The following is a 12993-nucleotide window of genomic DNA, read 5'->3' as shown; positions in this document are numbered from 1 at the left end:
TGCTCCGCCGGCCGGCAAAACCGCTATGCCAGCCTTTGCGGATCGGGGCTTAATTTCATTTGCCGTGCAGACGGGCTTCCGCCGCCTTCACCGTTGCTTCGGCGGTGATGCCGAAATGCGGATAGAGCTGTTCGATCGTGCCGGAGGCGCCGAAGCCGGTCATACCGATAAAGATGCCTTCGGTGCCGATGAAATAATCCCAGCCCTGACGGATGCCGGCTTCGATGGCAATCTTGAGCGGCGCATTGCCGATCATCCTGCTGCGATAGTCGGCGCTCTGCTTGTCGAACAATTCGAAGCACGGCACCGAGACGACGCGGGTAGCATGGCCGTGCTTTTCCAGCGCCTCGCGCGCGGCCAGGGCGATCTCGACCTCGGAGCCCGAAGCGAAGATTGTCACCGCCGCCTCGCCACTTGCGGCGGCAAGTTCATAGGCGCCGCGGCTGGAGAGGTTTTCCGCAACGAAGTCGTTGCGTACCGTCGGCAGGTTCTGCCGGGTCAGCGCCAAAGTCGAAGGCGTCTTTTCCGATTCAATGGCCAGCTGCCAGCATTCCGCGGTTTCCACCGCGTCGGCCGGGCGGAAGACATTGTGGTTCGGGATGGCGCGAAGTGCTGCCAGATGCTCGACCGGCTGATGGGTCGGGCCGTCTTCGCCAAGGCCGATGGAATCATGGGTCATGACGAAGATCGAGCGGATGCCCATCAACGAGGCAAGCCGCATCGCCGGACGGGCATAATCGGAAAAGCACATGAAGGTGCCGCCATAGGCGACAATGCCGCCATGCAGCGTCAGCCCGTTGAGCGCGGCCGCCATGCCGTGCTCGCGAATGCCGTAGTGGACATAGCGCTGGCCGTAATCGTCGGCAGTGATGTTCTTGGTCTGGCTGGTCTTGGTGTTGTTGGAGCCGGTCAAATCGGCCGAGCCGCCGATGGTTTCGGGCACGGCGCCGTTGATGACCTCCAGCGCCATTTCCGACGATTTGCGGGTGGCGACCTTCGGCTTGTCGGCGGCGAGCTTCTTCTTGTAATCGCCAATGACAGCATCGAAGTTGGCCGGCAGCGTGCCACCGATGCGGCGTTCGAATTCGCCGCGCAATTTGGTGTCGGCCTTGGCAAGGCGGCTTTCCCAGTCGGTGCGCGCCTTGACGCCGGCCCGGCCGGCGGTACGCCATGCGTCGAGGATATCGGCCGGAACCTCGAACGGCGGATAATCCCAGCCGAAGAATTTTCTGGCGCCGGCGATTTCCTCGGCGCCGAGCGGCGAGCCATGCGCCTTGTTGGTACCGGCCTTGGTCGGCGCGCCGAAGCCGATCGTCGTCTTGCAGGCAATCATCGTCGGCTTGTCGGAGTGGCGGGCCGCTTCAATGGCATAGGCGATCGCTTCCGGGTCCTGGCCGTCGATATGGCTGGCGTTCCAGCCGGACGCCTGGAAGCGGGCGACCTGATCGGTGTTGTCGGCCAGCGACACCGGGCCGTCGATGGAGATGTTGTTGTTGTCCCAGAAGACGATCAGCTTGTTCAGCTTCAGATGTCCGGCAAGCGCGATGGCTTCCTGGGACACGCCTTCCATCAGGCAGCCGTCACCGGCCAGCACATAGGTGTAGTGGTCGACGAGATCGTTGCCGAAAGCGGCATTCATGATGCGCTCGCCGAGCGCGAAACCGACCGAATTGGCAAGGCCCTGGCCGAGTGGGCCCGTCGTCGTCTCGATGCCGGCGGCATGGCCGTATTCCGGGTGGCCCGCGGTCCTCGACCCCAATTGGCGGAACTGCTTGATCTGGTCGATGGTGATGTCTTCGTAGCCGGTCAGATAGAGCAGCGAGTAAAGCAGCATCGAGCCGTGGCCGGCCGACAGGATAAAGCGGTCGCGATCCGGCCAATGCGGGTTCTTCGGATCGTATTTGAGAAAGCGGGTGAACAGCACGGTGGCGATGTCGGCACAGCCCATGGGCAGCCCGGGGTGGCCGGAGTTTGCCTTCTCGACGGCGTCCATGGCGAGAAAACGGATCGCATTGGCCATCCGGTCATGTTGTTCGCGCGAGGTCATGCTTCCTCCAAAATGGGGGTTTGGGCCTTGGGAAAGCCCTTGAAAAGGGTGCGCGACACATAGCAGGCGCGGCCTTTTAGTCAACAAATCGGTGTGCTTTTGCCGGTCTTGTGATGGCCATGCACCACTTACATTAGCGTTAGCAGGGGACAGTCGCGATCGCTTTATTGACGTGCGGTTCACACGGCGCGTAATGTTTCAGGGATAACGCGTTCTGAACGTGGATGATTCGGTGATGGGCAGGGCGCAGGACGAAAGCCATGACCGGGGAAACGACCCTCAAGGAAGTCATTGCCAGGCTGGGTAAGGCCATCGAAGGGCTGGAAAACGCCGTCGCGGCCAAGCTCGAGCACGAGCGGGACTATTCGGAAGCCGAGGCCGAAGTGCAGCGGATGAACGCCGACCGCTCGCGGCTGGCGCAGGAACTCGACAATTCCGAGGCCCGCGCCGAACGGCTGGAAGATGCCAACAAGGAAGTGTCGCGAAGGCTGGTGACAGCCATGGAGACCATCCGCGCGGTACTGGACAGGTAGGCCAATGGCACAAGTCACGGTTTCCATCGACGGCAAGCAGTATCGGATGGCCTGCGACGAGGGCCAGGAAGAGCATCTGATCGATCTTGCCGAGCGCTTCGACCGCTATGTCTCGCATCTGAAGGATTCTTTTGGCGAGATCGGCGACCAGAGGCTGACCGTGATGGCCGGCATCATGGTCATGGACGAGCTTTCAGAACTGCAAAAGCGGGTCAAGGGCATGGAAAGCGAAGTGCTGACGCTGCGCAAGACGCGCGACGACGCACTGACCAAGGCCGACAAGAACGATTCCGTGCTGACCGGGGCGCTCGGCGCGTTGGCCCAGCGCATGGAAGACCTGACGACGACGTTAGCAGTGAGCAAGGCCTGAGCCAGCGCAGCGAAAATTCCTGCTGCATTTGCCGAGAAGCAATGAAAATATTTCGCCGCCGGCCTCGATGCCGGCGCAACAGCCGTTTGAAGGATGACGCCGGAGTGGTAGAAAGGCAAAAGCAGCGCCGGTCAACGCCGGCTGCGATCTGCACTCACAAGGTAGGGACATGTCATGAGCCTCCGCATCAACGATATCGCGCCGGACTTCACCGCTGAGACCACGCAAGGACCGATCAGCTTCCATGAATGGATCGGCGACGGCTGGGCGGTATTGTTCAGCCATCCGAAGAACTTTACGCCGGTTTGCACAACCGAACTCGGCACGATGGCCGGGCTCGAAGGTGAGTTCAGGAAGCGCAACGTTAAGATCATCGGCATCTCGGTCGATCCCGTCGAAAGCCATGGAAAGTGGCAGAACGACATCAAGACGGCGACCGGCCATTCGGTGAACTACCCGCTGATCGGCGACAAGGATCTCAAGGTCGCCAAGCTTTACGAGATGCTGCCGGCGGGTGCCGGCGAGAGCTCGGAGGGCCGCACGCCCGCCGACAATGCCACGGTGCGTTCGGTCTACGTCATCGGGCCCGACAAGAAGATCAAGCTGGTCCTCACCTATCCGATGACGACGGGCCGCAACTTCGACGAAATCCTGCGCGCCATCGATTCCATGCAACTGACCGCCAAGCACCAGGTGGCGACGCCGGCGAACTGGAAGCAGGGCGAGGACGTCATCATCACCGCTGCTGTCTCGAATGAGGATGCCATCAAGCGCTTCGGCGCCTACGAGACAATCCTGCCATATCTCAGGAAAACCAAGCAGCCTTCCGCCTGAGCAGGCAGAGGCGGCACGGAGAAATTTTTGGTTTTCCTAGCCGTGTGAGCACGGGGTGCTTGACGACGCCTGGTTGACGGACAACCATGCCTTTCATTTGCCGTGGCTGAGAAAATCATTCCTGCCACGGTGAGAGATCAAGGGGGCTGGGATTGGACGCATTATCGGCTAGGTCGCAGGTCACCGGCTTCTATGACAAGCCGAGCGGGTCCGTCCAGTATGTGGTCGCCGACATGGCGACCCGCAAATGCGCCATCATCGATCCGGTGCTCGACTTCGACGAAAGGTCCGGTGCAACGGCAACGAAAAACGCCGACGCCCTGCTCGACTTCGTCAGGGAAAGCGGGCTGGAGGTCGAGTGGATCCTCGACACGCATCCGCATGCCGACCATTTGTCCGCCGTCCATTATCTGAGGGGGAGAACCGGAGCGCCGACGGCAATCGGCGAGAGGATCATCGACGTCCAGAAATTGTGGAAGGTGATCTACAACTGGCCGGAATTCCCCGCCGACGGTTCGCAATGGGACAGGCTGTTCGCCGACGGCGCGACTTTTTCGGTCGGCGGCCTTCCGGCAAGAGTGCTGTTTTCGCCGGGCCACACCCTGGCCTCGATTACTTACGTCATCGGCGACGCCGCCTTCATCCACGACACGCTGTTCATGCCGGACAGCGGCACCGCAAGGGCAGACTTTCCCGGCGGCAGCGCCGAGCGGCTCTGGCGTTCGATCGAGGACATCCTGGCACTGCCGGACGAGACACGTCTGTTCGTCGGTCACGACTACCAGCCGGGTGACCGCGAAGCGCGCTGGGAAAGCACGGTCGCGGAACAGAAAGGCGGCAACATCCATGTTGCCGGCTGCAAGACGGAAGCCGACTTCGTCGCGCTCCGCCAAGCCCGCGACAGGACGTTGCCGATGCCGCGGCTGATCCTGCACGCGCTGCAGGTCAATATGAATGGCGGACGCCTGCCGGAACCGGAATCCAACGGGCGGCGCTATCTGAAATTTCCGCTCGATTGCCTGTGAGGAGATGGGTCGTTGGCACTACAATGCCATTCAAACTCTGCGATGGTCATCCAAGTTATTGATCCAGATTCGATTTTTGCGATGTTTGAATCCGAGAGGTCCATGCGGGAAGACGGTGGCGGCAGCCGGATGAGGAGCGGCGCAGACGCCAGCTAAGTGTTTAGTCCAGCGTCAGGGTTTTGTTCGGCGGGCTAAATGTTCATACGTGATTTGCCAAGGATCGCTCTCGGAAGATCTTTCCTCGCCGATCCAATGGAAGCTGTTGGCAGTGATCTCAGTGAAACGCCATCGAGTTTTCAGACCGCGCGAGTCATTGCCGAGCTGGACAATGTCCTTACCCTCGGCCCGGCCGATCTGGCGCGAGTGATCCCGGTTGAGCGTGTCGTTCCATATGATATGCCAGCCATCGATCCCAGGGTCGAAGATGCGCAAGGTTGTGCCATACATCGCGGACGGAGCAGGGCGCTTGGGCCTGATCCAAACGTCCTGAACCGCGCGGCCTTCGAGCACCCAGCCAAAATGGCATTCTCCATTCCATTTCTGGATTGTCCCGTCATCGAGGTAGTGGACCGTGTCCATTTCCCAGCTTCCAATTAGCCATCCATACAGGTCCATGTCTTTCGCTCGGTCGGCTGGGGGACCTTCGGATCCGAGAGCGGTCAGAAACGGAGAAATCGTCATCGTCATACTGCCTTTCGTTTCCGAACAGACGAGTTCAACTGCCCGGCGCGGCCCGGCGGCCCGTTGTCGCCCGCCTGCCGCAAGCGCCGCCTTGTGGAATTTTGCAACGGAAGCCCGTGTCGGCGCCGGAACATTGCCGCCACAGCTTGCAGCGTTGCGGTTTCCAGGGCTTGGGGAAAATTGCGGTAATGCCGCTATCGATGAGATCGTCTGCGGACACGATGGCGAGGCTACTGAGCAGTTTGTGGCAGTGGATCGGACATCCGCGAAGGCGCCGCGGAACTGGCAACCCTCTAAAATACAGGCGGCGCCAGTTACGTGGCGCCGCCGTTATTTGTTTCTATCGGGAGGCTTTACGCCGCCGGCTGCGCCTCGATGGTGCGAAGCGCCTGCATCTGGCGCTTGGCCGCGGCCTTGACCGCGTCCTGCACCTTCTCGAATGCGCGCACCTCGATCTGGCGCACGCGCTCGCGGCTGATATCGAACTCGGCCGACAGCTCTTCCAGCGTCAACGGCTCATCGGCGAGGCGGCGCGCCTCGAAGATGCGGCGTTCGCGGTCGTTGAGCACGGCAAGAGCGCCCGACAGCATGCCGCGCCGGTTTTCCAGCTCGTCCTGCTCGATCAGCATCTCTTCCTGGCTTTCGTGGTCGTCGACCAGCCAGTCCTGCCATTCGCCGGATTCGCCTTCGCTTGCCCGGATGGGCGCATTGAGCGAGGCGTCGCCCGACAGACGACGGTTCATCGACACGACTTCCGCTTCCGAGACGTTCAGCCGGGTGGCGATCTCGGTGATCTGGTCGGGCTTCAAATCGCCTTCGTCGAGCGCCTGGATCTTGCCCTTCACCTTGCGCAGGTTGAAGAACAGGCGCTTCTGGTTGGCGGTGGTGCCCATCTTAACCAGGCTCCACGAGCGCAGGATGTATTCCTGGATCGAGGCCTTGATCCACCACATCGCATAGGTGGCGAGACGGAAGCCGCGCTCCGGTTCGAATTTCTTGACGGCCTGCATCAGGCCGACATTGCCTTCCGAGATCACCTCGCCGATCGGCAGGCCGTAGCCGCGATAGCCCATGGCGATCTTGGCGACGAGCCGAAGGTGGCTGGTGACGAGCTTGTGCGCAGCCGTGGTGTCCTCATGCTCGGCGTAGCGCTTGGCGAGCATGTACTCTTCCTGCGGCTGAAGCATCGGAAAACGGCGGATTTCTTCCAGGTAGCGGCTGAGGCCGCCTTCGCCGGAAACGATACTGGGTAGTGACTGGGCCATTATAGCGCCCCCTCTCTATTGGAGTGATGCCCCCGAAACGCGGCAGGCATGTGGCGCGAATGCCAAAGGCACATTCGCGCCAACCGACATATATAGGAACAAAACCAGAAAGACAGGCATTTGTTCAACACGAAACAGTGTGTCACGCTGAAGTGAACAACGCCGGTCAGGTTTTCAGGTGGTTGGTTCAAAGCTTGCGGAAGCCGTCGACGAGGTTCTCCATGTCCCACGGTATCGGTGCTTCGAACCTCATCGTTAAATGGGTATCCGGATGCCGAAATGCAAGGAGGCGGGCGTGCAACGCTTGTCGCGGAAATGCTTTCACTTTGCTGGTTAGCGGCGCAGGCAACCGGTTGGCCTTGGTGCGGAAAGCCTGGCCGTATTCGGGGTCGCCAATCACCGGATGGCCGATATGGGCCATGTGGACGCGTATCTGGTGGGTGCGACCGGTTTCCAGCCGGCATTCGACCAGGCTCGCCGTGGCGAATTCCTGCTGCTGCTCGCCAAAGCGCTCAATGACGGTGAAATGCGTTATGGCGTGGCGGGCATCGTCGCGGCCTTGCGGCACCACGGCGCGGCGTACCCGGTCGGCGGCGCGGCCGAGCGGCGCGTCGACCATCCCCGTCGGCCTTGCCGGTATGCCCCAGACCAACGCCAGATAGGCGCGCTCGAGATCGCCGGTCAGGCCGTGGTCGGCAAAGGCCTCCGACAACGCCTTGTGGGCGCGATCGGTCTTGGCGACGACCATGACGCCACTGGTCTCCTTGTCGAGGCGATGGACGATGCCCGGCCGTCTCACCCCGCCGATGCCCGACAGGCTGTTGCCGCAATGATGGATCAGCGCGTTGACCAGCGTGCCGGTCCAGTTGCCGGCGCCGGGATGCACGACCAACCCGGCCGGCTTGTTGATGACGATCAGCTCGCTGTCCTCGTAGAGGACATCCAGCGCAATATCTTCGCCTTGCGGCTCCGCCGGTTCCGGCTCCGGCATGTCGACCGACACGCTGTCACCTTGTGCCATCTTGCGCTTCGTCTCGCTGGCTGGCCTGCCGCCGATCCTGACCGCGCCCTGCTTTATCAGCATCTGCACCCGGCTGCGCGACATGTCGGGGCCGAGCCTGGCCGCCAGCCATTGGTCGAGCCGTTGGCCGGCCGCATCGGCGCCGGCCTCCAGCACGATCTGTCTGGCCCCTATTAATTGTCTGACCTCTTCGTTATGAGCGCTCATCGAAAACAGTTCCGGAATCTGCTGCCATGGCCCAGCCGCTTGCCGACGAAGACGAGGAAAAGCCGCTCGACCCCGAGGTCGAAAAGGTGCGGAGGAAGCTCGTCCGCTTCGTCGCCATCAATCTCGGCCTGCTGTTCCTCGCCCTTATGGTGGTGATCGCGGCGCTTGTCTACAAAGCGCGCAATGCACCGCCTGCCGCCCCGCCGTTGACGAGCGACATCCAGGTGTCGGCAGGCGAGCCGGTCAGTGGCGACATCGTGCTGCCGGTCGGCGCCAGGGTGGTCAGCCAATCGCTCTCGGGCAATCGCCTGTCGATCGACGCCGAGTTGGCCGACGGCAGCCGCGCCATTTTCGTCTACGACACCACTGAGCGCCGCATCGTCGGCCGCTTTTCGATCAGGAACAAATGACCGGTTTTGCCGAACACCGCAGCATTGCCACGGTCGCGCTCGTCGTCGCAAATTATGACGAGGCGATCTCCTGGTATGTCGACCGGCTGGGTTTTGTCCTCACCGAAGATGTCGATCTCGGCGGCGGCAAACGCTGGGTCACGATCACGCCGGGCAACGGGCAGGGCGCGCGGCTGCTTCTCGCCGAGGCATCCGGCGATGCGCAAAGGCACGCCGTCGGCAACCAGACCGGCGGGCGGGTTTTTTTGTTCCTCGAAACCGACGAGTTTGCCCGTGACTATGCGCTGATGTTCCAAAAGGGCGTCGAGTTCCGCGAGGCGCCGCGCCATGAAGCCTATGGCACGGTCGCGGTTTTCGCCGATCTCCATGGAAATCTCTGGGACCTGATCGAGCCAAAACGCTAGGCTTGCAGCGGATATTTCACCGGCGCGACAGGCAGCCTTAAGCCTAGTTGCTTTTTCCCAGCCGTCAGCCTATATCGCCGGTTCTTGAACGCGCCCATCGTCTAGCGGTCAGGACACCGCCCTCTCACGGCGGGAACAGGGGTTCGATTCCCCTTGGGCGTACCAATCGTTTCAACTACTTAGCGGGCCGGCAGGTAAAACCGTCAAATAACGGTCAAATAAGCCATTCGTAGGATCCATTTTTGAGGTGCCTAGAGCGCCGTGAGCCGCGCCGCTTGGCAAGCAGTTGAGCAAAACCGTTGAGCAAGGATGGGGACCATCACTATGTGCCGCAGTTTCACCTCCGGCGGTGGGCCGACACTGCTGGCTATGTGACACAATGGGGCAGAATCAAGCACAATGGAAAACTGACTAGAAAGGGGGTAGCTCCTGCTGCCACCGGATACGTCCCAGGTCTTTACGCTTTGGAGCACGTCCCCGCGGACATGGTCCACCTTGTGGAAGAACGGGTTTTCGGTTTCGTAGACGACAAAGCAGCACCCATCCTCGAGAAGATGGTCGTTCGAGGGGCAAAATCGCTCTCCATTGAAGAACGATACTGGTGGGCGATCTATCTGAACGCGGCGCTGCTGCGTGTCCCTCATGTTGTCGCGTCGATATCAAAGCGCATTGAAGAGATGCAGCAAAAAATACTTTCGGAACCCGATGCAGACTTCGACGCTGCAAAAGGGTCCGCACCCGAACGAAACCTACTCGAATGGGCTCAGAATCACGCACCTAGTGCATTGGCCAATTCTGGCATGGAAACCTTGTCCAAGATGATCGGCGAGAGCCGGCCAATTGAGCGCCTGCTTTCCTTCTGGTGGACAGTACGCGACGTCAGCAATTCAAGTCGGCCTCTCATGCTCGGCGACGACCCACTTGAACGCATTGGAGACCTCTACCGTCCGAAATGTCTCATAAATCTCCCCATCTCCCCTGGTCACGCCTTTTTCGCAACAAACGCGCGGTCAATCGCAGAAAACATCGCTAAGATGCCCGATAGGCGCGTGGTAGACGCCACGAACATCTCCACCATCTCCACAGCGAAGAAATTTGTGTATGGCGACGCAGAGCCCAGCTTCGTCGATCGTTACCTAACAAGAACGGAGTCGTCCTCACACTTGGTCTAACTCCCTTCGCGGGGAGGCGGCAAACCGTTGAGGGGCGCTTGCGCGCCCGGCAGAGCTGCGTCACTTTCAGCCGAAAGGCAGCGAGGAAGGAGACCCGATGGCCGCAACGAAAGACCAGTGGAAGGCTTTCCGCGAAGAACTTAGCCAGCAGCTCGAAGAGGAGCGCCGGTTCATCACCAATGCCGAAGCAGGGAAAACGGGCATTTGGACTGTTCAGCCAGGCAAGGGAAAAGTCGATACCACGGCTGCTCATGTTGAGATATCGAGGCGCGCAGTCCAGGCTCTTGAGGGGGTAATTGCCAAGATCGATCAGGACCATCTGGCAGAATAACTCTTGCGGTCGATTTAGGAATATGGTCCTCATTTGCGCCGGTGCGGCGATCCACTTAACGGAGATCGCAAAATGGCCAGAACCAAACCATCCAAGCAACTTGCACAGGCCGAGATCGACCGCTTCATGGCGGCTGCGGAAGAGCTTGAGGCCGTAGCGTTGGAAGTACGCTAAACAACAGCAAGACGTCGTTGGCAACTTAGTACAGATTGAAACAGGTAAGATGCGGTTTTCGGAGGAATTGATGCATTACACACTTCATGCTGCGCCAGGCTCTTGCTCTTTTGCACCTCACATCGTCATGGAGGAGATTGGAAGGCCCTATTCGCTGGCGTTGATGTCGCCAGGTCATCCCGAAGCCAAGACCGACGAATTTCACCGCTTAAACCCGAAAGGGCGAATCCCTGTTCTCATTGCCGACAATTTCACTCTCACTGAAGCGCCGGCAATCTTATTTCACCTGGGCCTGACGAATCCAGACGCGCGGCTCCTGGGAGCGAATGCAGAAAACATCATCCGTTCCATCGAATGGTTTAACTGGCTATCGAGTGCGGTTCACGCGGTCGCCGTCCGAATGATCTGGCGCGCCGACTTTTTCTTACCGGATCAATCGATGTACGAGCCCTTGGTTCATAAAGGAAAGGAGCACTTGGCTTCCGCGTTTGCGCTTATAGAATCCAAGTTGACGGATCGAGATTGGGCCGTAGGAGAGTCCTATTCAATCGTTGATCCGTATTTGCTCGTATTCTACAGGTGGGGAAATCGCATGGCCGTAGACATGCGAAATACCTACCCCGCTTGGACCTCTCATGCACGTCGGTTGGAGGAGCGAGCGGCTGTGCAACGAGCCTTAACGCAAGAGGGAATATCCCTCTGGGAGTAGCTGTCGCGTTGCCGAATCCAAAAATTCGCAAGACCATCGATCCTACGCGGTCGTACTTAAATGTCTGGTAGCGTTGTTTAGCGGGAAACCAACGCTACGGCCTCAGCTTCACAAGAGCATTGTCCGGCCGCTGCTATCGCCTACCTGCGACCATTATCGGGCGCTTCGAGCGGTCCATGAACCCTGTTGAAATCGGTGAAGGACATTACCGGCAAGGATGCAGCTTTCATCCGATGGCACGGCTCGGGGCCAGCGATAGCGGCAGCGGGGAAGCGCCTCATTGCCACCTTAACGCCACCCATGTTGTTCTCCTTCCCTGAAATATAGCTCAAGTATCCCGGCCCCGAAACGGGGGCGACATATGTGAGTATTGGGTCCTCAGGAAACAAGATGGCGTCGTCCGTGTCGACTATCCGTTCCGTGACGCTGCCCGCCGCATGTCCGATGCCTGATTGGCGAGGATTCGGGCTTCCGTCCGTTTGAAGCTGTCCGGCTGATTTGACTCAGCGCACTATCCACGGCCCCGGCGACGCGATCGGCAAGCATGCCGACGGCATGGCTGGGCTCTAAACGCGCCATACTCCAGTTGCAGTATCGTAGCTTCTTTGCCGTTCGAATTTCTCTCAGTCATGGCTTCGCACGATACCAAGATATGCTGCGAACGACACATCCACGGCGGGCTCAACCATTCGATCTATTCCGGCAAGCCGAAAAGTGTTTGCGCGCCTGCTATTCCTCCGAGCGGATGACTGCCCATGGCGATCATCGGCTCGGTAGTTTCTGCCTCGAACACTGTCGACGCGAGCACCGTCCGTCCCAACGGCTTGCACAGCCCTTCGATGCGGCTGACAAGATTTACAGCCTTGCCGATCGCGGTGAAGTCCAACCTGCCGGCAGTGCCGATATTCCCCCAGAGTATCTCGCCGACATGCAGGCCAATGCCATATCCGAGCTCAGGGCCGCCATTGCGGCGCCGAGTTTGGTTGAGATGATCTATCCCGGCGCGCGTGGCCTTCACGGCGCGTACCGCAGCGTCACATGCGGCATTTGCATCGCGCTCGCCAATCGGGAAAATCGCGAGGACGCCATCACCTATAAACTTGAGAACCTCACCACCAAATGCGTGCACCGCGCCGGCGACGCAATCGAACCAGGCATCAAGTACCAATACGATCTCGTCTGCATCATGAACCTCGGATAGATCGGTGAAACCTCGAAGGTCCGCGCACAGAAGCGCAGCCCGTATCGTCTCTCCCTTTACTCGACGAGAATGACCGTTGAGCACATGTGCTGCACTGCGCTTTCCCAAATATGCTTCGAGCAATGCGCGTTTCGCGGCCCGTTCTGCGAGTGCGGTCATCGGAGCCGCAGCAAACCGGGAGATTTGCCGCAGCAGCTCTGACTGCGCCTCATCCGGAGTATGATCGAACGCCCACACCAAAGTCGGTGCGACACCGCCCGCTCGCTCGTCGAACACCATCGCCCGCGTCGTGCCAAGCCACTCCCGCAGCACGAGCCGGGGATCGGCATTCTGGCGGTCGGCGCCTATGCCCAAAGCCTCGACCACTTCATTCCCAGGCGCTCGCCAGAGCCAGATGCGGCGTGAAATGATCGGGTCGGGAGCATCCTGCGCCAGCGCGCCGGCGATGATCGGTAAGCCGTCTTCCATCAAATGCGTTGAGAGCTGCAATAGAAGTCGCCCACCGTCGCCAATATGCGCGGCGTCGTCCAGAAGGAATGAAAGCGAGTTTGCGAGAAGCATCGGTAGAAGGTCACTCGGCACAGGCTTATGCTTACGCCTCGAACATCT

Annotated in this window: 14 protein-coding genes and 1 tRNA gene; 10 read left to right on the top strand and 5 right to left on the bottom strand. The window is 60.0% G+C overall.

Annotated features, from left to right (window positions below):
- Positions 1-55: 55 nt before the first annotated feature.
- Entirely contained in the window at positions 56-2047 is a 1992-nt protein-coding gene (gene tkt / locus NKH43_RS23405) for a transketolase (protein ID WP_352480874.1), read from the bottom strand.
- A 260-nt stretch (positions 2048-2307) separates the two neighbouring features.
- Here tkt and NKH43_RS23400 point away from each other — a divergent pair, with 260 nt between their 5' ends.
- From NKH43_RS23400 to NKH43_RS23385, 4 genes are all read left to right on the top strand, one after another.
- The gene (locus tag NKH43_RS23400) at positions 2308-2580 is read left to right on the top strand and encodes a DUF4164 domain-containing protein (RefSeq protein ID WP_006200774.1); all 273 of its coding nucleotides are present in this window, start codon (positions 2308-2310) and stop codon (positions 2578-2580) included.
- A gap of 4 nt (positions 2581-2584) precedes the next feature.
- Positions 2585-2950 (top strand): cell division protein ZapA, encoded by a 366-nt coding sequence (locus NKH43_RS23395; protein WP_023720959.1) that lies wholly within the window; start codon positions 2585-2587, stop codon positions 2948-2950.
- Positions 2951-3124: 174 nt separating this feature from the next.
- Entirely contained in the window at positions 3125-3784 is a 660-nt protein-coding gene (locus NKH43_RS23390) for a peroxiredoxin (protein WP_023720958.1), read from the top strand.
- A 152-nt stretch (positions 3785-3936) separates the two neighbouring features.
- On the top strand, positions 3937-4809 hold the full coding sequence (locus NKH43_RS23385) for an MBL fold metallo-hydrolase (protein WP_023720957.1): 873 nt from the start codon (positions 3937-3939) through the stop codon (positions 4807-4809).
- A 171-nt stretch (positions 4810-4980) separates the two neighbouring features.
- Here NKH43_RS23385 and NKH43_RS23380 read toward each other — a convergent pair whose 3' ends face one another.
- The 3 genes from NKH43_RS23380 to NKH43_RS23370 form a co-directional block, all read right to left on the bottom strand.
- The gene (locus NKH43_RS23380; protein WP_352860086.1) at positions 4981-5496 is read right to left on the bottom strand and encodes a hypothetical protein; all 516 of its coding nucleotides are present in this window, start codon (positions 5494-5496) and stop codon (positions 4981-4983) included.
- Between the two features lie 347 nt (positions 5497-5843).
- On the bottom strand, positions 5844-6755 hold the full coding sequence (gene rpoH, locus NKH43_RS23375; RefSeq protein ID WP_023720954.1) for an RNA polymerase sigma factor RpoH: 912 nt from the start codon (positions 6753-6755) through the stop codon (positions 5844-5846).
- Positions 6756-6942: 187 nt separating this feature from the next.
- A complete protein-coding gene (locus NKH43_RS23370; RefSeq protein ID WP_023720953.1) occupies positions 6943-7983 on the bottom strand; it encodes an RluA family pseudouridine synthase in 1041 nt (346 codons plus the stop codon).
- Positions 7984-8009: 26 nt separating this feature from the next.
- Between NKH43_RS23370 and NKH43_RS23365 the strand changes: the two genes are divergently transcribed.
- The 6 genes from NKH43_RS23365 (at position 8010) to NKH43_RS23340 (ending at position 11183) form a co-directional block, all read left to right on the top strand.
- Positions 8010-8393, top strand: a complete 384-nt coding sequence (locus NKH43_RS23365) for a fimbrial protein (protein WP_352494185.1) — start codon at positions 8010-8012, stop codon at positions 8391-8393.
- On the top strand, positions 8390-8797 hold the full coding sequence (locus NKH43_RS23360; protein WP_352494186.1) for a VOC family protein: 408 nt from the start codon (positions 8390-8392) through the stop codon (positions 8795-8797). The genes NKH43_RS23365 and NKH43_RS23360 overlap by 4 nt, the downstream gene beginning before the upstream one ends.
- A 90-nt stretch (positions 8798-8887) precedes the next feature.
- Positions 8888-8962, top strand: a tRNA-Glu gene (locus tag NKH43_RS23355).
- A gap of 161 nt (positions 8963-9123) precedes the next feature.
- Positions 9124-9969, top strand: coding sequence for a DUF4238 domain-containing protein (locus NKH43_RS23350; protein WP_352860106.1), 846 nt, complete (start codon positions 9124-9126; stop codon positions 9967-9969).
- A 97-nt stretch (positions 9970-10066) separates the two neighbouring features.
- Positions 10067-10300, top strand: coding sequence for a hypothetical protein (locus NKH43_RS23345; RefSeq protein WP_352494188.1), 234 nt, complete (start codon positions 10067-10069; stop codon positions 10298-10300).
- A 244-nt stretch (positions 10301-10544) separates the two neighbouring features.
- Positions 10545-11183 (top strand): glutathione S-transferase family protein, encoded by a 639-nt coding sequence (locus NKH43_RS23340; protein WP_352588326.1) that lies wholly within the window; start codon positions 10545-10547, stop codon positions 11181-11183.
- A 694-nt stretch (positions 11184-11877) separates the two neighbouring features.
- Here the strand turns inward: NKH43_RS23340 and NKH43_RS23335 are convergent.
- On the bottom strand, positions 11878-12945 hold the full coding sequence (locus NKH43_RS23335; protein WP_352860085.1) for an adenylate/guanylate cyclase domain-containing protein: 1068 nt from the start codon (positions 12943-12945) through the stop codon (positions 11878-11880).
- Positions 12946-12993 lie beyond the last annotated feature (48 nt).

The sequence above is a fragment of the Mesorhizobium sp. M1163 genome, assembly GCF_040318415.1.
Taxonomy (GTDB): domain Bacteria; phylum Pseudomonadota; class Alphaproteobacteria; order Rhizobiales; family Rhizobiaceae; genus Mesorhizobium.
This window is presented reverse-complemented; position numbering and strand designations above follow the sequence as displayed.